Source organism: Bacillus sp. BP-3, from assembly GCF_028401955.1.
Taxonomy (GTDB): Bacteria; Bacillota; Bacilli; order Bacillales; family Bacillaceae_G; genus Bacillus_A.
Window position 1 is genome coordinate 84132 of the sequence record NZ_JAQOTJ010000009.1, and the last position, 21275, is coordinate 105406.

Below are 21275 nucleotides of genomic sequence, written 5' to 3' on the forward strand. Positions count from 1 at the left end.
ATAAACAGACAATTAAAAAAGACGCATTGTAATGCGTCTAATATGGTATCCACTGTAAATTTTTTGCACTTTCAAATCTTTTCTCTACATCTCCCCAGTTGACAATATTCCACCAATTTTTAATATATTCTTCCTTTCGGTTTTGATACTGTAAATAATAGGCATGCTCCCATACATCCAGTACTAATAGAGGAATTGTATCCCACTGCGTAAACAATTGATGGAGTGTACTCTGTAAAATTTCTAATCGACCGGAACGAGGTGCCCAAACGAGAATGGACCAGCCTGAACCTTCCACCTTCGCTGCCGCTTCTGTAAAATGTTTTTGAAAACGTAAAAAGCTCCCAAAATCTTTTTCAATTTGCCTAGATAATTCTCCGTGCGGGCTACCACCACCATCTTTTTTCATATTGTTCCAAAAAATAGTGTGTAAATAATGTCCAGAACCATGGAAAGCAGCTTCTCTCTCCCAATGCTTTATTAAATCAAATTGATTTGTTTTTCTTGCTTCTGCCATCATCTTCTCTGCTTTATTCAACCCTTCTACATAACTACGATGATGCTTATCGTGGTGCAACATCATAATTTCCCGTGAGATATAAGGCTCTAGCGCATTATACGGATATGGAAGCGGTGGCAAGGTATGTCCGCCAATTGGTACAGAAGCTTCTGCATAATTTCTTTCATATAATACATATTGTTCTGAGTCAGACATTAACGCTTCTTGTAAGTAGTGTTGAATATGTTCGACATCATCACTAATTTCATAAACAAATTCTGCATCATAGTCATATTCATTTTCTTTTATCCGATCTAATAGCATTTGAATTTTATATGCAAGCATATGAACATCATACACCTCTGTTGCCCGGCTATCTAATACGTGGAGAACACTTTCGCACCAACTTTCAACTTCATGAAAGTAATCAGTGAACACTTCTTGCTGACTCATATGACACCTCCAACAATATATCCTTTTAAAATGTATTCAAAATTACGGGCGTATATGACGATTCAAAAAGCAAAAGAAGCTAGGGATTCCCTAACTTCTTACAGTAGTTAATATTTTTGTATCATTTTCGTTTGATAGTCGGTCTCATAATATTCTAGCTCTTCACGCAACATTTGAAATTTCCCTTCTAACTCTTTCATCATTTGTTCAATTGAAATAGGAGGTTGCTTTTGAAATGCAATTGAATTCTTTCCTGTATAAGCTGATCGACTATTTTCATACCAATGATCATTTTTAGGTGAAAAAAACTCTGCAATCACTTGATGGTAGATTTTATATAGCGTTCTTTCCGCTGCATTTTTTCGAAACGGCGTATTATTTAGTAATACACAGCAAGCATCTAAGCCTTCTTCACAAAATACAAGCAAGCGCCGAATGGAGGCTAACAATCCAGCAAAATATTGTTCATCGCCTTCTGGTGTTTCTTCTAATAATAAAGGTAATGTATGATAGTTTACATATTTTGTGATCACTTCAACTACTTCTCTCAAAAAAACAGTTGCTTGCTGCGTTTGGTTTTCAACCATTAAATTTGACATGCTAGTTTCTCCTCCCACTATTTGAACTAATTTTGAAAGTTGATTTTTCTGTTATGTATTTATCGCGCTATTCGTAGACAGTAAGACCCCCACTGCTGAAAGGTTCACTTTATTCTGGATCAGTTTCTTTACAACATGTCTTACCACCATTATTGTTTCTTCATCAATATATGCGCAAAAGCCTTTTAACGTATTAATATGTTTTGATTTTCGATTTTTAAAACAGATTTCCTTCAAAAGAAATAAATTCTCTCAAAAAACCTTCAAAATAAAGTGGAATTTCTTATTTTTTGGAAATTAGAGTCTTACCGAACATGAATAGCGGACAAAACATGCAGTGCCTTTTCTATTCTAGTTTGTATACGAGTCGTGAAATGTAAAAAGTTTGATGATGCGTTTGTGTACATTTTTTATTTATAGCTACTGTCCCCCGTAAACATCATCTGCTCTCTATTGCATCAAATTTAGCAATTTATCAATAGAAAATATTTATAAATATAAAGATTACAACTAAGATTTCAATGAATTTTTCTTTTTATTTTTATTGAAGTTTGTCATAATAAAAATATTGCCTCAGTTTTCTTATACAAGGAGAGTTGTCTTTATGTCGTTTTCATGGAAACGTATATTACAAATTGGAAAATTTATTTTTCCTTTTGTTGTATTAACAATTGTGTTTTTTCAAGCACGAAAAGAATTTTCTGGTATTTCATTTCGAGAAGCAGTTGAAACGATTAAACATATTCCACCAGGCGGGTTTTTCTTAGCTGTTATACTCGGTGCATTTGCTGTTGCTACAATGTTCTTTTATGACTTTTTTATGCTGCGGCATCTGCAAGCAGATATACCAATTAAAAAGATTTTCCGCATTTCTTGGACTGCTAATACATTCAATGGATTTATTGGATTCGGTGGTCTTGTTGGGGCAGGTATACGTACAATGTTATATCGTCCTTATGTACAAGAAAATGGTAAACTTATTCGAAGTATCGCCTGGATGACAACGGCTTTTATTAATGGGCTAGCATTATTATCTTTTCTCGGCCTTATTGGCGTATTAGATACAAGATTTATTTTACATGAAAAACCTTGGCTATGGCCTGTTTTCATCTTTTTTTCTCTTTTTGTTCCATTATACATAGGTATTTCCAAAATAAAAAATCGCAAACAAAGCAAAGAAGAACAACAAGTAGAAAAAAATCCAACTGTCCTCTACTCACTTGTATCATTAGTAGAATGGGTATCAGCAGGCATAGTAATGTATGTCATCTTACTTCTATTCGGAATTGAGATAGATTTCCATAAGATTCTCGGTGTATATGTTATTGCAGCTTTAGCTGGCGTTGTGAGTCTTGTACCAGGAGGTCTTGGTTCCTTTGATCTTGTGTTCATAACAGGCATTGGACAATACGGCGTAGATACAGGTGTATTACTCCCTGCTATGTTATTATATCGCCTTGTATATTATATTTTACCGTTTGGGCTCGGTTTAATTTTTGCAGCATTTGAAATGACAGGAGCTGCTTTAAAGAAAATTGAAGATAAACCGTTCATTGCACCTGCCCTCGAAACAACCGGAGTCATTTGGACACTACAACGCGATTTTCTAGGAAAACTTGGTTCTTGGGCATCTGGAGCATTAACAATTTTTGCAGGACTTATGGTGATTTTTTCTACCATTTTCCCAACAAGTATTGAACGGGCTCATGCACTTCATATTTTAGTTCCTAAACACCTTATACAAATTTCCTTTAGTTTATCGCTAACATTTGGTATTTTACTCGTTATTTTATCACGCGGCATTTATCACGGAACGAAACGTTCCTATTATATGACGTTTGTATCTCTAATCGGTGCCGCGATTTTCAATACACTAAAAGGCATTGATTTGGAAGAAACCTTTATCTTACTTATTGTACTCACTGTACTATATATGATTCGCAAACGATTTGTTCGGGAGCAAATCGCGGTTTCATTCTCAGATGTAGTAAAGGTTTGTCTCTTTTTACTTATCACATTATATCTTTATAAAAAACTTGGGGTACAATTTGCACAAGCCAAAGAAGTATTTAAACCTGATTTTGTTGTTCGTAATATTAAACAAGTACAACGCAGTGCAATTGCAGCAGCTTTTTTTGTACCAAGTTTTCTACTAATTGGTTCTTTGATTGCCAATCGTTACAAAAATAAATTTCCCGGGCAACCAGCCAATATGACACGACTACAGCACTTTTTAGATGAATACGGTGGGAACGTGTTAAGTCACCTTGGTTTTTTAGGAGATAAGCAATTCTTTTTCAGTAGCGACGGAAAAGCAATGATTCAGTTTGCACCTACAGGTAAACGTCTTATTGTTCTCGGTGATCCAATCGGAAATCCTTCTTCTTTTCGTAGCGTTTTAGAAGAATTTCTAACAGAAGCGGATCGTTTCGGCTATATTTGTGTATTTTATCAAATTGAAAGTAAATGGATGAGTTTATATCATGATTTTGGTTATAACTTCTTCAAGCTTGGTGAAGAAGCAGTTGTCGACTTGAATGATTTCACAATTTCAGGAAAAAAACGAGCTGGATTGCGTGCAACTTTCAACCGTTTCGAGCGAGAAGGGTATACTTTTGCGATTCACCAACCACCATTTACAGATGAATTGTATGATGAATTAAAAAACGTATCAGATGCATGGCTTGGGGGGAAAAAAGAAAAAAGCTTCTCTCTTGGTTATTTTGATCGTGATTATATAAATCGTGCGCCCATTGCAACACTTTCTGATGCTGATGGTAAAATCATTGCCTTTACAACATTTATGCCTGTATACCAAGATGGTGAATTATCTGTTGACTTAATGCGTTATTATCCTGATGCATCAGGCGGAATTATGGATGCTATGTTCATTCATTTATTCCAATGGGCAAAAGAAAATGGCTATCACTGCTTTAATATTGGAATGGCTCCGCTTTCTAATGTTGGATTATCGGCACAATCATTTTGGTCAGAGCGTGTTGCAGCAGCCATTTTTAATAACGTTCGTTATACGTATAGCTTTAGCGGCCTGCGACATTTCAAAGAAAAATATAAACCAACATGGAGCGGGAAATATTTAGTATTTCGTAAAAATCATTCCTTACCAATTACGATGCTCGCTGTAACAAAATTAATCGGAAAACGAAAAGACAGCTAAAACTTAGCTGTCTTTTCGTTTCTGAACTTGTAATGTAAACTGTTCTTCATATTTCTTTCCATTTATATAAAAAGTCCCCCATATTTTATAAATCCCTTCACTCGGAAACGTAACGCGAAATTGTAATTGTTCCTCATCATTATTTGGAACAGCGTATAGGAAATGCTGTTGTTTTCCATCCACTATACGCAATTCAGCACGTTCTCCTGTATTTGAACGAAACTTAATTTTTTCTCCTTTCCCTACTTGAAATTGAAATGTTAATGTTTCTTCTTCATTCGGATGTAATGTACGAAATAAAAGCGATGTCTTGTATGGACCAATGTTTTTTGTTAATACTGTATCAGCAGCAATTGGAGTTTGTTTTTTTTCTACAACTTTATTTCCTACTACTATATTTTCTTCAGCAAACTGTTTTGTTGTATCTCCTATTTCTTCATATAGGAAAATGGTATATTCCCCTTCTTTTTTAAACTGATATGTAGCTTTGTAAGAACCACTCCCAACAAAAGTTGGTCTTACTTGATACGATTGTGTTAACTGTTTATCCACAATAAACATGCGAATGTGGTCGTTTACACCGCGAATTTCAGTCCCTTTTTTATTTTGCAATTGAAATGTAATATTCGCAATTTCATTTACATCCATATCATGAAGCTTCCACTTCACCTGCTGTATCTGTCCTGTTATTTCTTCACTATTTTTATATTTTTTCATATAAAAGCCTCCAAAAACAATCAGAAGCAAAGCGATAACTCCTATAATAGCATTTTTCATAAAATCACCTATCTATTTCCAGGTAAATAGTTGCACAATTCTGATTTTTTGCGCACAATTAATTTATTCTTCCTGAAGCAGATAATACCTTCTCTCTCTGAATAGAAGTTTTACTATATTTGCAAAAAATATTTAAATACACGTTGAAAAAGCGACTTTCTTTTTAGATAAACAAGAGCATTCAACAATGCATAGAAATGGCCAGTGCTTTCCCTGCTGCATGAAACAATAGCAGAAGCGAATGCAATGAATTATAAAGTGAAACTTCCATCATAGATATTTTGCTCCTCCATTTCCTTTGCTTTCTCCTGAATCTTGAGGTATGTCCAAATAGCAGAATAGATAGAAATACACTATTGTAAACGCTCTACTTCGTGTATACTACAAAGTGAAGTAGTATTAAGTTATACCGATTATTACATAACAAGGAGGATTTTATATGAGCGTACACATTGGAGCAAAAGAAGGCGAAATTGCAGAATCTATTTTATTACCCGGAGATCCTTTACGTGCAAAGTATATTGCAGAAAATTTTCTAGAAGATGTAACATGCTATAACAATGTGCGTGGCATGCTAGGATTTACAGGAACATATAAAGGAAAACGTGTCTCTGTTCAAGGTACAGGTATGGGAGTTCCTTCTATTTCTATTTACGTAAACGAGCTAATTCAAAGCTACGGGGTAAAAAATTTAATTCGTGTTGGAACGTGCGGTGCCATTCAAAAAGATGTAAAAGTACGTGATGTTATTATTGCGATGACTGCTTGTACAGACTCTAACCTAAATCGCTTAGTATTCCCTGGATTTGATTTTGCACCTTGTGCAAACTTTGATTTGTTGAAGAAAGCATATGATGCTGGTATAGAAAAAGGGTTACACATCCGCGTTGGTAACGTCCTAACAGCTGATGTATTTTACCGTGAGAGCATGGATATGGTGAAAAAACTTGGAGACTACGGTGTATTGGCTGTTGAAATGGAAACAACTGCATTATATACTTTAGCTGCAAAATACGGTGTAAATGCATTATCTGTCTTAACAGTAAGTGACCATATCTTTACTGGTGAAGAAACAACTGCTGAAGAACGTCAAACAACATTTAACGAAATGATTGAAATTGCATTAGACGCGGCAATCCAAGCATAAATCTAAAAAGAACTTGTCATACGTCTGGCAAGTTCTTTTTTATCCCTCTACTTATATGACTTTTTCCAATAAACTACCACTGCATGCGCCAGATTTTCTCCCCTATTATGTTTATTCGTTTGCTATAATAAAGTGATGATTATGGAATTTACAGCTTATGAGGTGAAAAAGTGAAAAAAAGAAGTATTGTGTTTAAGCTTTTCTTATTAACATCAGCATTATTTACTGTGACATTTTTACTTTTTTTCGTTGGACAATCGCTGTTTTTAGAGAAATTTTATATTAATAAAAAAGTTCATACAGTCCAGACTAATTTCGAAAAATTTGTAAATAAATATGAAAAAAGCAACGGTTCCTTTGAAGAGCTTTCAAAGTTAAAACAAGCGTTCTATGAAAAAACAAACGCTGAACTCGTCCTATTAGATCGTAATGGCATTATTAAAGATGATAAAAATTATCATATTGAAATTGTTGATAAATTCAATAAAACATTTTTCATTCCATTGAATAATACGTTTACAATTTCCGAATATTCTTCGTTTATCAATTTAGGATTAAAAATTTCTGATTCAATCCGTATACAAGGAATCCCTAAAAACGATATGATTATTCCTGTTGCCATTACTACTGCGGATAATAGAACATGGCAAAATGATAATATCATTTCAGATTTAAAGCTATTTGGAATCCAACTTACAGATGTCAAAAAAAATATATATTCAAAAGATTTTAGTAATAATGTAAACACATTTGATGGCACTATAACGAAGTTGCACACTCCATCCACGAACGATATTCGCCTTGCAAATAAGGATACATTAATGCAAGGTATCCAACATTGGGAGCTTTCTGTTGCATTAGGGAAAACAAATACGAATGAAATGACAACATACACATTAGGCGGGGAAAACGATATTAAAAGTCAAATTTTTGTTAAACCCGTTATTTCAAATGGAGAAATAAAAGAATTTGCATTTGCAATGACATCATTGCAGCCCGTTGATGAGGCTATGCTTGTATTGAAAGACTATTATGTATATGCGTTAATTATCGTCTTTATTGTCATTATTTTATTATCGTTTTATTACTCAAAAATCATTGCAAATCCGCTTATTAAAATGAATCGTGTTACAAAAAAAATGGCAAACTTTGATTTCTCTGAAAAACTCCCTATATCAACAGAGGATGAAATAGGAAGTCTATCAAGTAGCATTAACTCTCTTTCTGTAAATTTAAAGGACCGAATTGATAAATTACATGTAGCAAATACAAAGCTACAACAAGATATTGAAAAAGAACGACAACTAGAAAAAACTAGAAAAGAATTTATTTCTGGTGTATCACATGAATTAAAAACGCCATTAAGTGTAATCCGAAGTTTCGCTGAAGGTATTAAAGATGGCGTAAGTAAAGACACTTCGTACTATACTGACGTTATTTTAGAAGAAACTGATAATATGAACCGCCTTATTGTCGAAATGCTAGAACTTGCAAAACTTGAGTCTGGCACATATAAATTAGAATTGGAAAACTTTTCGATAGGAGAATTAATTCAACAAGTATATTCAAAGCTATCATTTAGTATCGAAGAAAAAAATTTACAAGTAGAACTTGCATTTGATTCCACTATTTATGTACAAGCAAATCGAAATCGTATTGAACAAGTTGTCGTCAATTTATTAAGCAATGCGATTCGTTATACACCAGTTGGAGAACAAGTAAAAGTAACTGTCAGTGAGTATGAGGAAACAGTGAAAGTTGAAATTGAAAATAACGGTGCACCGATTCCCGAGGAAAGTTTAGATAAAATATGGGACCGCTTCTATCGAATAGATGCATCACGTAGCCGTCACACAGGCGGAACTGGTCTTGGACTATCCATCGTAAAAAACATCTTAGAATTGCATCATGCTAATTATGGCGTTTATAATAAAGAAAACGGCGTTGTCTTTTACTTTCATTTGCCAAAAGTGGAAGTAATCAAATAATTTGTCCGAATTTCACGAAAAGTTCACATGAAATTCACACGCTTCCTTTACAGTAAGAACTAGTTAATCCTTTCCTTTACACATATAAAAGAGGAGAGTGCGTGAAATGAAACAAGTTGGACAACCAATTCAAAATGAAAAACAATTAGAAAAAATCAAAGATATACTAATACAATCATCAAAACGTGATGCTTTATTATTCGTATTAGCTGTAAATTCAGGATTAAAAGTAAGTGAAATATTACAGTTAAAAGTTGGCGATGTTATCGATGAAAATGAGCATGTTCGTCATTCTATTTTGTTCTATAATGACAAAATGAAGAAGCATAAATGGTTCGCTGTAAATGAAGAATTGCAACATACAATTGAACAATACATGAAAGAACGAAAAGTATGGAAGCGCAATGAGCCATTATTAAAATCTCAAAAAGGAACAAAATCTATCACGAGACAACATGCTTGGTACATTTTAAACAAAGCGGCAAAAGAAGTTGGTTTAGAAGGGATTAGCTCGCATACACTTCGCAAAACATGGGGATATTGTGCTTATAAATCTGGCGTAGATATTGCCTTTTTACAACACTTTTTTGATCATAGTACCCCATCCAAAACTTTAAAATACATCGGTATTGCTTAACAATACTTACTGTAAAAATCGTAAAAGAGGATAACTATTTTGAAAATAGTTATCCTCTTTTTATAGCAGTCATTTAAAAACCCTTTTCTTGTTTCTCTCCTCTTCTAGTGATACTCTAATAATAGGGGGGAGAAATATGAACACATTAACAATTGAATTACCTAAGGAAACATTAGAAAAGCTAGATTTATTGCAGCAAGCTTACAAAAAGAAAACAGGTGCTGTCGTTACCAAAAGTACCCTTATTCAATCTCTTATTTCAAGAGAATTTATTCAAGAAGTTACACCATTTGATTTACAGCAATACGTACAACAAAAAGAACAACAATAGGTTTCTAATGACAGAAAAACTCTCACCTATCTTTAAAGTGAGAGTTTTTCTATCATTTAAAGCAAGTCATCTCAAGTATGCACAGCCAATCACCAATCTAAATTTTTATAAACCTTAAATTTTTTAAGATAAAATCTAGAAAACTATTGACAATGATAATGATAACCATTATCATTTATTAAGAAGCCAACAATTGATGAATCAACCAAACGCTCAGTAACATTGTTACCCCTCTTTTTTCATAAAGAAAAACCCTGTACATTCCCCCTGTTTGTGCAGGGTTTTTCTTTTTGGTTTGCTTATTAATAGATGAAACTCTTTTGTTGATATTTCACTTCATTCAAATAAATTTAGTTGTTCAGGCTTAGGTTCCCCGTATGTAATACCAAGCATATCCATGAGTTGTTTCGCATTATCTGCTGCATCTCCGCCAGAATTATTATTAAATAGAAGGTAAACTTCCTTTGTTTTTATTTTCAATTTTTCTATCCGCTCTACCCATTCTTTTAATTCTTGTTTATTATAGCGATATAAACAGCGAACAGCCCGCCAGTTCTCTCCCTTATCCAGCCACCCGTGTACATTGCGACCGTGAAATCGAACTAAGGTCATTTGTTCATGCGTTGATTCTAATACAATTGGAATAGAACCCATTCCCGCTTGCGGTTCATCACAAATTGTATGAATCCAACCTTCTTGTTTCATAAATTCCAACGTTTGATTACGAAATTGTGGATAAAACCAAGTCTGATTCCGAAACTCTAATGAACATGGGATATCTTTCATTTTTTCTTTCGTATAACGTAATAAATCTACATTTTTCTTTTGACAATCAAACCAAGGCGGATACTGAAATAATACCATTTTTAGCTTATTGGCTTTTTGAAGAGGAGTAATTGACTCTTTAAATGTGTGGAACATATCATCAATATTCGCAAACGGAATTTCTCCTCGCATATGACCTGTCATTCCTTGATAAGCCTTTACAATAAATGAAAAATTTGCTGGTGTTTCTAAAGCCCATTTCTCATAATTTCTTGCAGGCTGTATAGCATAAAAAGAACTATCTACTTCCACAATTGGAAAATACTCGCTATATGTTTGCAGCTTATGCTTCATTTCATATGCATCTTTATATAAAGAATCGTGATCCCCCCATCCTGTTAACCCAATAGAAATCATCCCAACACCATCCCCTATCTACCTTTAAATCTAAAAACATATTATAATATCTTGGGAAAAAATAAAATGAACACGTTGTTTCATTTATGAACAATTCATTATACGTTTACATTCTTTACAAATTCCATTGTATCTTATAACTTCTTATTAAACCTAGGTGATTTTTCTATGCACAGCCAGATACTCTCGTCCCCCCTAAAAGAAAGCGGTTTTCATTCTCGTTTTTTACTTATATATACAAAAAAATGTCCATCTTTACTTTTCTTTACCTTCGCTTAACGTTTATTTAATGCTGATTTTGTATAATTCATTATGAAAGAACTTATACGAAACGAGGGTGAATGCTGATGAAAGTGTTATCATCTGTCCGTTTTTGGATTATTCTCATGTCATGTATAACATTATGTTTTGCACTCTTTTTAATTGGAGAATACAATAAACCAAAAGCAGAATCAAATGACGATACCGTTCCTTATCACATCCTATATATAAACGAAAACCACATACCACTAACGCAATCTAGACAAAAAGAAAAAATTGTTCTAAAAGGAATGGTGATTACTGATGCCACTTCCTATAAACAACTAGAAACAATTGCGAAACAAATCAAAGAAAAATATGCAGATGCAAACCTCGACTCTATTGAACTAACAGTCCATAACAAAAATAATGGCCAATACGATGATGTTGCTTATGAACCAATTGCCAAAGGAAATATTGTCATCTCTTATACAACATTAACTAAAAGCGAGCGCAGTATGCATACAAATATAAATATTCAACTCAACAAGCACTCTTAATCTCGCAGAGTGCTTGTTTTTTTTATCTCGCTATTCGTGGGCAGTATTACTCCCACCTCAAAATTCAGTGAAAGCATTCTCCACCCTTAGCGGCTAGAATGTTCGTTGGGAGATAAGCTGCCGTAAAAGCCCGATTGGTGAGGGTTGGTGGGGGATCCCTCCACTCATTAAAGTTTCACTTTATGTATACGCACATTTTTTATAAATTAGTCAAGTATCCTAGGTCTTGTCCTGTAAAGATGAATATCATATAACGACAAATGATTTAAAGAGAAATAAATTCCATTAAGGAGGAACTATGTATGATGTATCCATATAATTATTCGTATAATTCTCAAAACGCGATGAGAAATTTCAAAAATTTAATTGGCACAAACGTAAGTGTTAATTTAGGAGGTCCAGAAAAAGGAGAGGGCACATTATTAAAAATTCAAAGTGATTTTTGTGTAGTACAAACTAACGATGGTGTTGTTTACTATCCGTTACATCATATTAATGGCTTTGCCGAGCAATATGAAGATGACTCTGAAGAATCAGATGATAATGAACAAAACAATAATCAAAATAACCAAAATGAAGACCCTATCATTGTAAGCGGAACCCGTTTTGGAAGTGTTATTAACCGGCTTAAAGGAGAAACGGTTCAATTGAACCAAGGTCCAAAGAAAATAGAAGGGACTGTTGTTGGCCGTACTAGAGATCATATTCTACTAGAGGTTGATGGTCAGGTTACGTATGTACCAGCGTTCCATGTTCAAAGTATGCGTTGGAACTATAATAACGACAATAATAATGATGACAATAACAATAACAACGAGAATAACAACAATGATAATAACAACGATGATAATGAAACACGTAACCAAGATCGTAAGAAAGATGAGTGCAAAAGAAAGAAATGTAAACGACGCGAAAGACGTTGTGACTAAAGTAATAACGGTCCCTATACTAACAATTTAAAATACATGTAAATCCCAGGTTATTTTATAACCTGGGATTTACTCTCTAAAAGGATGAAAACCATTCTTTTATTTTATCCATCCAGTTCCCTTTTTGTTCTTTTCGCTTCATTTCTTCTTCAATGGTTTGTAACTGTTTTGTATACTCTGCTTCTGGTATAAGAGATAAATCGAAGTTTTTTTGAATTGGCTTTCCAATCGCTTTATTCATGATATCCCGAAACATCGTCGTCGTTATTTGGCTCCCAGCCGGCACAATATGTTCATTATCTGTTTTATCGTAACCAACCCAAATAGATGCAACTAATTCTGGTGTATAGCCAACAAACCATGAATCTTTTGATCCATTATTTGATTCATCCGCTAATTGTGTTGTGCCTGTTTTCCCAGCAGTCTCTGCATATTTAAGCTTCGCTTTTTTTCCAGTTCCTTTCTCTACAACTCCTTTTAATAAATATGTCATCTTTTGTGCCGTTTTTTCATCTGTAACACGAATTTCTTTTTTATACCATTTCCCTACTGTATTCCCTTCACCATCTTGAATTTCCCGAATCGCATGCGCTTCCATTTGGACACCATCATTTGCAAATGTTGCGTACGCTTGTGCCATAACAAGAGGAGACGTACCTTCACTCATCCCTCCTAATGCTAACGGATACGATTTGTCATTTTCTTGCAGTGGAATACCAAACCGCTCTAAAGACTTCAATCCTCTTTCTAAACCAATTTGTTCTAATAGCCAAACAGCTGGTACATTATATGAATTAGCCATTGCCTCATACATCGTCACTTTACCATGATATACATTTCCGCTATTCCTTGGTTTATATTCATTAATTTCAAGCGGTTCATCTTTTAAGACATCATATACCTCATATCCTTGCTCTAATGCCGGTGTATACACTGCTAGCGGTTTTAACGTGGAACCTGGCTGACGCTTTAATTGCACTGCATGATTAAACTGTAAAAATTGATACGGCCCCCTCCCGCCTACAAGTGCTGGAATGCCGCCCGTTTTGGGATTCATAAGCACAACACCTGTTTGCATAATCTGATCAGAGGTACTCTTTGGAAAGTATTGATCATTATTCACAACAGCTTCTGTAGCCTCTTGCATTTTGGGATTTAATTCCGTGTAAATTTGATAACCGCCTGATAAAATTTCATTTTGTGTCAATTTATATTTATTCATTGCCTCTCGAACAATGTAATCAACATATTGAGAGTACTTTCCTTTATAATTATCTTCAACACCTCTGTGAAGTGAAAGCCCTTCATCTTTTACCTTTTGATATTGCTTCTCTGCTATATAACCTTGTTCCTTCATTAATGAGAGAACAACATTCCTTCTTTCAATCGACTTATTAAAGTCTTTAAAAGGTGAGTACGTAGAAGGTGCTTTAATTAATCCCGCTAAAGTAGCAGCTTCCAGAATCGTCAAGTCCTTTACTCCCTTGTCAAAATACGTTTTTGTCGCCTTTTTAATTCCCCAAGCTCCTTCACCAAAATAAATTTGATTCAAATACATCTCTATAATTTCATCTTTTGTATATGTGCGTTCAATTTTCTTTGCAATAAAATACTCTTTAAATTTTCGTGAAAACGTCCTATCTTGTGTTAAAAATACGTTTTTAGCTAGCTGTTGTGTAATTGTACTTCCTCCAGCAACAACTTCTCCTGCTGTTATATTTTTAATAATCGCATGAAAAATTCCGCTATAATACACACCGCGATGCTCATAAAATTTTTTATCTTCTACTGCGACAACAGCTTCCACCATAACATTTGGAATGTCTTTTCGCTTAATTCCATCCGTTTTTGACGAAGACAACGTTGCTGCTACTTCCTTATTTGCATCATAAATAACTGTTGGCTGAGGCACTGCTTGCTTTAATGCAGAAATATCTTGGATTGTGATCATTATATTTACAAAGATAAACAAGGATAAGAAAACAAAGCCTATCGTTAACAATGCGATTCGTAATTTTTTTCTTTTTTTGAGCCACTCGCGTATCCTTTGTAAATGAGTGCTGTTCAACTTCATTCATTCACTTCCTCTATCTTACTTTCAAATGTATATTTGTACGTTATACCTTTACAAATTTTCCATGATACCGCTATAATTCGTCAAGTATAAGCTCTCTTTATGAGTCATACTTTTTATAAGAAAAGGACATTCTATAGATGAGAACATTACTAAATTTTCATTAATATTGCTAATTTTTCAATATGTCTAATGTTAAGTTTTTGTAAACTTTTCGATAAAATGTTTTAAAAAACGACAGCTTTTTGATAGAATGAACTAGCCAATATGCTTTACATAACTATTTCTTTGGTGGGGGTAACAATATGGTTTTCAAATCTAAAAAAGATAAATTTTCAGAAATGTTAACGAATATTTCCGAAAATTTAAAAGAAGGCGCTCAATTTTTTGTGGAGTACAAGCTTAAAAACGCAAGTGATTTAAAAGAATTCTCCATGCGCATGAAAGAATATGAGTCAAAGGGCGACACATTTATTCATGAAATTATTATGGAATTAAACAAAGCGTTTATTACTCCAATTGAACGCGAAGACATTTTGCAACTTGCAATGAGTATGGATGATGTATTGGACGGGTTAGACCATAGTGCTGGTCTATTTGAAATGTACTCTATTACAGAAGCTGATGAGTACATGATTAAGTTCGTTGATGCAATTAACCAATGTGCAATTGAAATTGCATCATCTATTGAATTGATGTCTAATAAAAAGCTTCTCGATATTCGTACAAACGCAATAAAGATCAAAGATTACGAATCAAAATGTGATGATATTCGTAGACATGCGATTAAACATCTGTTCTCTCGTGAAAAAGATCCAATTAAGATTATTCAATACAAAGAAATTTACGAAGAACTTGAAGAAGTTGCTGATAGCTGTCAAAGCGTAGCAAATGTTTTAGAAACAATTATTATGAAGAACGCATAAGGAGTTTGATCATGGATACACTCTTGATTTTAACCGTTTTAGTTGTCATTTGTGCTTTAGCTTTCGACTTTATTAACGGGTTCCATGATACAGCAAATGCCATCGCAACAGCTGTTTCAACCAAAGCTCTAAAGCCAAGGCAAGCCATTCTTATGGCATCTATTATGAACTTTTTAGGTGCAATGACATTTACGGGTGTAGCAAAAACTATTACAAAAGATATTGTTGATCCATTTACATTACCAAATGGTAGTGTCGTTATTTTAGCAGCACTGCTTGCTGCTATTGCATGGAATTTAATTACTTGGTACTACGGAATTCCAAGTAGTTCATCTCATGCAATTATCGGCGCTATTGCTGGGGCAGCTATTGCTGCCGCTGGTGTACATTCATTAAATTATAAAGGTTTCATTAAAATCATTGAAGCTTTAATTACTTCACCAATTATTGCTTTCGTCATTGGTTACATTGTGTATAGTATTTTTAAAGTGTTCTTTAAAAACTTTAACCTGACGAAAACGAACAAAAATTTCCGTTTGTTACAAGTAGTAACAGCTGCATTACAAGCTTACACACATGGTACAAACGATGCTCAAAAAGCGATGGGTATTATCACAATGGCACTTATTGCAAATAATTATCACCCTTCAACAGATATTCCTTTTTGGGTCCAACTTGCGTGTGCGACTGCAATGGGTCTTGGTACTTCTATTGGAGGATGGAAAATTATTAAAACTGTCGGTGGACAAATTATGAAAATCCGCCCGGTAAATGGTGTAGCTGCTGACTTATCATCATCACTTGTTATTTTCGGTGCAACTTTCATTCATTTACCAGTAAGTACAACACACGTTATTTCATCTTCTATTTTAGGTGTTGGTGCTTCACATCGCGTAAAAGGTGTAAAATGGGGAACAGCAAAACGCATGTTAATTACATGGGTTATCACACTTCCTATTTCAGCTTCATTAGCTGCTTTATGCTATTACGTATTAAATCTTCTTTTCTAAAAAAAGGTCGTCTTCTCTATGTAGAAGACGACCTTTTTGTGAACACACATCATTTTCATTCAAAACGTTGTATAATGAATAATGTATTTGCTGCAAAAGAGGAGATGTTACAGTTGGAATATATTATGCTATTACCTATTGGATTATTAGCAGGTACGATTGGAAGTCTAGTTGGTCTTGGTGGTGGAATCATTATCGTTCCTTTACTGATTGGCTTACACAGCCTTTCCCCACAATTAGCCGTCGGCACTTCAATTGTTACTGTTGTATTTACAGGTTTGGCTTCTACACTTACTTATATGAAGCATAAACGAGTAGATTACAAAAGTGGTCTTATTTTATTTATTGGAAGTGGGCCTGGAGGAATCATTGGATCATGGACAAATAAATTTTTAAATCAAGAATCATTTTCTTTATATTTTGGTGTCTTTCTTATTCTCGTATCGATTTTACTAATGCTACGTGATAAAATGAAACCCATTTCCGTTTCAAGCAGTTCTGTTATTAAACGTTCTTTTACAACTTCAGAAGGAGAAGTCATTACCTATCAATTTCCACCTTTTCTTGCTATCATTATTTCATTTGGTGTAGGTTTTATTTCTGGCTTATTCGGGATTGGCGGAGGTGCCTTATTAGTTCCAGCAATGATGCTTCTTTTTGCTTTTCCAGCACAAATCGCCGTTGCTACATCCATGTTTATTGTTCTTTTATCCTCAATTGTAAATTCAGCAACTCACATTCACCTTGGTAACGTTAGCTGGCTCTATGCCCTTGTTTTAATTCCCGGTGCATGGATTGGCGGAAAATTGGGAGCTTATATTAATACAAAATTAAGTGGTAATGCCATTATCAATTTATTACGTATTACCTTAATTATTCTCGGCACACGCCTCATTATTAGTTCCATTTTATAACGCATTCTTTTTTAGAATGCGTTTCTTTATATACATGTATAAAAAAACACTCCTAAAATAATACATAAAACTGAACAGATACATAATAAAATAAGGTTAGAAACATGTAAATTCCCCAAAACAATCACTCCTATGTTTGTTGCATCTTTTTTACTTGATCCCGCTCTAACGTACTGTAAGACCCCTACTGAAATAGGTAAAAATGAAACTTCCATAAGAGCTTAATTGGTTCAACTAATGAAAAATTCCTATTTACTTTATCATACCGAAAAAATACAACATATACATTTACAATGCCCTAACAATATAAAAATGAGTGTTACAAATCCAATGTAATTATTACATTATATATACAATCTTATTTTTTTATATTGATAAATATATTCCTTTTAATTTTTCGCCATAAAAGTCGCGGCTATGTAAAGGCCGTGATTTGCTTTCTCCTTTTGTTTTAAATCTTGCATACGATAGGAAAATATCTTGACAGTTTCTATGTGCGGCCAGTTGCTCTCGCTCCCTTAAAAAGAGAGGAGGTTTTATATCGCTTTTTTACTTGTAAATATAAAACAATCCAATACATGCTTCTTTCACAAATGAAAAGCAGCATGTATTGGATTGTTAAAATTATAATTAATGTACAAGTGACCATCCCATAAAATCTTCATGAACTTGTCTTGCCCGTTTATCATTTCGATCATATAATTCTGCATAACTATTAGTTTCTTCATCATAAGCCATTGTATAAATGATTTGTCCATCTATTTCGACTGATAGAACAACTCCGCCCTTCATTTCTTCTACATGTATCACTGCATCAGCTGAAATTCTCACATCAGCCATTTTTTCATCTAACATGGTATGCCCCCTAAAAAATATTCCTTTCTAGTACCGTTCTTACACATACACACTAAACAGTATACTACTGTAATACGGTATCTTACGTCAATATAATTAATGGACTTTATGTAAGTAAATATCTTTTCTACCAAATATAAAACGAGATGTCTATTAGCAGGACCACTCTCTTTCTCTTTCTCTTTCTCTTTCTCTTTCTCTTTTTGTTTTTCTTCCTTGCACATGGAAGAAAAAAGACCTGACCGCTTCTACGTATAACCAGTTACTTTCACCCAGCTTAAAAGAAAAAAGTTTTTATGTCTTTTTTCAAAATAGATTTATATATACAGTCGCCTCTATCTCTTTCAAGTATAGTCTTAAGTTAATAATTCCTCTATAATGAGATTAAATGCAAAATATAAAGAGGTGCTTACAGTGATTTTACATAAAGGAGAAGTATTATTTCGCCAAGGAGAGGAAGGCCCTCTATATTTTATAAAAAGCGGTCTATTAAAAGTCGTTCGTGTCCAAGAAGATGGCACACCTTTTCTATTCAACATTATTGTTCCAGGTGAAACAATTCCTCATCACTCATTAATCTCACCGAAAGAATATCATGGTACTGCAATCGCTTTAATTAAAACAGAAGTAACACCCATTACATGCAACACATGGTATGAACAATTACAAACAACCCCTGAATCTTATGCCAAGATCGCCCTCCAGCTGCAAACAAAATTACGCATGATGCAGCAACGTATCGACCAGCTTACAACTGTCTCACCAAAAGAACGCCTTTATCGTTTACAAGACTGGTTCGCAACCTATTTGGGAGATATCCCTATTTATGAAATTTTAACGCAAACGGAAATTGGGCAATTAATTGGCATTCGCCGTGAAACCGTAAATCGTCTCATTCGTGAACAAACAAAAAACGAGGTGAACTAACACCTCGTTTTCCTAATTACTGTAAGCTTGCTGCTGGTCCGAAAAATTCAAAGTGAATATGCTCTGATGAAACGCCCCATTCTGTCAAAGCTGCATGAATCTGCTTCATAAATGGTACTGGTCCGCAAAAATAGAAATCTGCTTCAGTAGAAGGAATAATAGTTTGTAGCCACGCTAAATCAATAAATCCTTCTTTATCATAATTTTTTATTTTCTTATCTTGCTCAATCGGTGCAGAGTAACAAGTATATGCTTTTACCTGTTCATGTTCTTTTGCTATATTTGCAACATACTCTTTCATTGCGTGTACATCGCTGTTTAATGCACCGTGAATAAAGTATACATTTCGGTTTGGCGATTGCTGAATTAATGTATTTAACATACTCATCATCGGTGTAATTCCTACACCACCACTAATTAACACAACTGGTAAGTGTGAATCCATATTAAGTACAAAATCTCCTGCTGGTGCACTTAATGGTAAAATATCTCCTTCTTTTACATGGTCATGTAAATAATTAGATATTACTCCCTCTGACCCCTCCATACCTTTCTCACGTTTTACACTAATACGATAATAATCTTTTCCAGGGGCATCGGATAAACTGTACTGACGGTTATGTGTATAAGTTTCTCCTTCAATGTTTAGCTGTACGCTTACATACTGCCCTGGCATATATGAAGATAGTGATCCTTTATCTTCTGGCTTTAAATAAAAGGATGTAATCACATCACTCTCTTTCTCTTTTTTCACAACGATAAAGTTGCGGAAATCTTTCCAACCACCCGCTTTTGCTGCCGCTTCTTCATACATCTCTGCTTCTATACTAATAAACGCATCAGCAATTACACCATAAGCCTCTCCCCAAGCATCTAATACTTCTTGCGGTGCATGAGCTACCTCTTTAATTGCTTGCAATAAACATGTTCCAACAATCGGATAGTGTTCAGCTTTAATACCTAAGCTGCGATGCTTGTGCCCTATTTGTTTTACAACCGGAATAATCACTGCTAAGTTATCAATATAATTAGCAGCTGCATATACTGCATTTGCTAATGCTTGTTGCTGTCTTCCTTTTTTTTGATTTGTATGGTTAAAAATATTTAATAGTTCAGGATGCTCAGCAAACATAATTTGATAAAAACGTGTTGTAATCTCTACACCTTTTTCTTGTAATAACGGTACAGTTGACTTTACGATTTCAATTGTTTTTTCACTTAACATATTATTCACTCCTCTATTTCTTTATCTACATCCATTGTATAGCATACCAAAAATAGAGGTTGTGATTTTAATCACTATAAACATGATGGTTTTGTGAAAAACATCATAAAATAAAACTTTCCCCCGATATCATGACATTTTCAGCGACATGACTCATCTATCTTTTGTTAGATTTCCTGTATATTAAATCCATAATAAAAAGACATACTACGTATGTCTTTTTATGGCGCTTGTAATACCTGTTCAATTACCTTCACATCTTTTCCATTTCCAAACTCTGTATAGCCCCAAATGTTCGTTTCACCTGTATATTTATTTACAATAATATCGAGATCATGATATACACGATGTGCATAAACGATATATTCGATATTCCGAGTAGTTACTCCCTTTTTCAAAACTTCATAACTTCGCTTCACATCTCGTTTTATTTGATTGTTTTTTACTTTCTTCTCAAAGCCTTTTAAAGTATTCTCCTGTTCTTGAAACCATTTCATGAAACGCTCCCAATCTCCATCCGTATACTTTTCTGCTTTTCCGTAATTTAAAAAGTCATTGTAGCTTGCATGTGTGTTACTGATAAATTGTCGTACTTCTTTCGTCTCATCCACACCTTCTACTTTTGGTATCGTTGCTACTCCAACTGGCTTACTTGCATAGTGTATAAAAAATTTGCTTAAGCCGTAACTAGCGATTCCCATAACAAGAAGAATTCCAAGTATACTCCAGATTTTTTTCATACACCCTACCTCTTTTCTTTATATAAATATTACATTTGTTTCTAAAAAGAGTAATATTTGTAATATTCTATAAAAAAATGAGGA

The 21275-nt window shown here is 34.1% G+C and carries 19 protein-coding genes; 11 read left to right on the forward strand and 8 right to left on the reverse strand.

The window, feature by feature from the left end; genetic code table 11:
- Positions 1 to 37 precede the first annotated feature (37 nt).
- Positions 38 to 952: a superoxide dismutase gene (locus tag PLX19_RS15445; protein ID WP_272189574.1), complete on the reverse strand. Its 915-nt coding sequence runs from the start codon at positions 950 to 952 to the stop codon at positions 38 to 40.
- Positions 953 to 1059: 107 nt separating this feature from the next.
- A complete protein-coding gene (locus PLX19_RS15450; protein WP_272189576.1) occupies positions 1060 to 1551 on the reverse strand; it encodes a DUF3907 family protein in 492 nt (163 codons plus the stop codon).
- Positions 1552 to 2155: 604 nt separating this feature from the next.
- On the opposite strand from PLX19_RS15450, the gene mprF reads away from it, so the two are divergent.
- Positions 2156 to 4729, forward strand: a complete 2574-nt coding sequence (gene mprF, locus PLX19_RS15455; protein WP_272189577.1) for a bifunctional lysylphosphatidylglycerol flippase/synthetase MprF — start codon at positions 2156 to 2158, stop codon at positions 4727 to 4729.
- A gap of 3 nt (positions 4730 to 4732) precedes the next feature.
- Here mprF and PLX19_RS15460 read toward each other — a convergent pair whose 3' ends face one another.
- Complete coding sequence (locus PLX19_RS15460) at positions 4733 to 5506, reverse strand: hypothetical protein (protein ID WP_272189578.1); 774 nt, start codon at positions 5504 to 5506, stop codon at positions 4733 to 4735.
- 439 nt (positions 5507 to 5945) lie between these two features.
- Here PLX19_RS15460 and deoD point away from each other — a divergent pair, with 439 nt between their 5' ends.
- The 4 genes from deoD (at position 5946) to PLX19_RS15480 (ending at position 9609) form a co-directional block, all read left to right on the forward strand.
- The gene (deoD, locus tag PLX19_RS15465; RefSeq protein WP_272189579.1) at positions 5946 to 6653 is read left to right on the forward strand and encodes a purine-nucleoside phosphorylase; all 708 of its coding nucleotides are present in this window, start codon (positions 5946 to 5948) and stop codon (positions 6651 to 6653) included.
- A gap of 170 nt (positions 6654 to 6823) precedes the next feature.
- On the forward strand, positions 6824 to 8641 hold the full coding sequence (locus tag PLX19_RS15470) for a HAMP domain-containing sensor histidine kinase (RefSeq protein WP_272189580.1): 1818 nt from the start codon (positions 6824 to 6826) through the stop codon (positions 8639 to 8641).
- 106 nt (positions 8642 to 8747) lie between these two features.
- Positions 8748 to 9278 carry a tyrosine-type recombinase/integrase gene (locus PLX19_RS15475; protein WP_090915491.1) on the forward strand — a complete coding sequence of 177 codons (531 nt, stop codon included), beginning with the start codon at positions 8748 to 8750 and terminating at the stop codon, positions 9276 to 9278.
- Between the two features lie 136 nt (positions 9279 to 9414).
- Entirely contained in the window at positions 9415 to 9609 is a 195-nt protein-coding gene (locus PLX19_RS15480) for a DUF3924 family protein (RefSeq protein WP_272189581.1), read from the forward strand.
- A gap of 336 nt (positions 9610 to 9945) precedes the next feature.
- Here the strand turns inward: PLX19_RS15480 and PLX19_RS15485 are convergent, their stop codons facing one another.
- Positions 9946 to 10791, reverse strand: a complete 846-nt coding sequence (locus PLX19_RS15485) for a DUF72 domain-containing protein (RefSeq protein ID WP_272189583.1) — start codon at positions 10789 to 10791, stop codon at positions 9946 to 9948.
- A 347-nt stretch (positions 10792 to 11138) separates the two neighbouring features.
- Between PLX19_RS15485 and PLX19_RS15490 the strand changes: the two genes are divergently transcribed.
- Complete coding sequence (locus PLX19_RS15490) at positions 11139 to 11591, forward strand: hypothetical protein (protein WP_272189584.1); 453 nt, start codon at positions 11139 to 11141, stop codon at positions 11589 to 11591.
- Positions 11592 to 11893: 302 nt separating this feature from the next.
- Positions 11894 to 12520, forward strand: coding sequence for a hypothetical protein (locus PLX19_RS15495; protein WP_272189585.1), 627 nt, complete (start codon positions 11894 to 11896; stop codon positions 12518 to 12520).
- A gap of 76 nt (positions 12521 to 12596) precedes the next feature.
- Here the strand turns inward: PLX19_RS15495 and PLX19_RS15500 are convergent, their stop codons facing one another.
- Positions 12597 to 14594, reverse strand: a complete 1998-nt coding sequence (locus PLX19_RS15500; RefSeq protein WP_272189586.1) for a transglycosylase domain-containing protein — start codon at positions 14592 to 14594, stop codon at positions 12597 to 12599.
- A gap of 305 nt (positions 14595 to 14899) precedes the next feature.
- Here PLX19_RS15500 and PLX19_RS15505 point away from each other — a divergent pair, with 305 nt between their 5' ends.
- From PLX19_RS15505 to PLX19_RS15515, 3 genes are all read left to right on the forward strand, one after another.
- The gene (locus tag PLX19_RS15505) at positions 14900 to 15520 is read left to right on the forward strand and encodes a DUF47 domain-containing protein (RefSeq protein ID WP_272189587.1); all 621 of its coding nucleotides are present in this window, start codon (positions 14900 to 14902) and stop codon (positions 15518 to 15520) included.
- A gap of 11 nt (positions 15521 to 15531) precedes the next feature.
- Positions 15532 to 16530, forward strand: a complete 999-nt coding sequence (locus PLX19_RS15510) for an inorganic phosphate transporter (RefSeq protein WP_272189588.1) — start codon at positions 15532 to 15534, stop codon at positions 16528 to 16530.
- A 113-nt stretch (positions 16531 to 16643) separates the two neighbouring features.
- Positions 16644 to 17444: a sulfite exporter TauE/SafE family protein gene (locus PLX19_RS15515; protein WP_272189733.1), complete on the forward strand. Its 801-nt coding sequence runs from the start codon at positions 16644 to 16646 to the stop codon at positions 17442 to 17444.
- A 630-nt stretch (positions 17445 to 18074) separates the two neighbouring features.
- On the opposite strand, the gene PLX19_RS15520 is transcribed toward PLX19_RS15515, so the two are convergent.
- On the reverse strand, positions 18075 to 18299 hold the full coding sequence (locus PLX19_RS15520) for a hypothetical protein (protein ID WP_272189589.1): 225 nt from the start codon (positions 18297 to 18299) through the stop codon (positions 18075 to 18077).
- 414 nt (positions 18300 to 18713) lie between these two features.
- Here PLX19_RS15520 and PLX19_RS15525 point away from each other — a divergent pair, with 414 nt between their 5' ends.
- Positions 18714 to 19226, forward strand: coding sequence for a Crp/Fnr family transcriptional regulator (locus PLX19_RS15525; RefSeq protein ID WP_272189590.1), 513 nt, complete (start codon positions 18714 to 18716; stop codon positions 19224 to 19226).
- Positions 19227 to 19242: 16 nt separating this feature from the next.
- On the opposite strand, the gene hmpA is transcribed toward PLX19_RS15525, so the two are convergent.
- A complete protein-coding gene (gene hmpA / locus PLX19_RS15530) occupies positions 19243 to 20451 on the reverse strand; it encodes an NO-inducible flavohemoprotein (protein ID WP_272189591.1) in 1209 nt (402 codons plus the stop codon).
- Positions 20452 to 20672: 221 nt separating this feature from the next.
- On the reverse strand, positions 20673 to 21191 hold the full coding sequence (locus PLX19_RS15535; protein ID WP_272189592.1) for a hypothetical protein: 519 nt from the start codon (positions 21189 to 21191) through the stop codon (positions 20673 to 20675).
- Between the last annotated feature and the right edge of the window lie 84 nt (positions 21192 to 21275).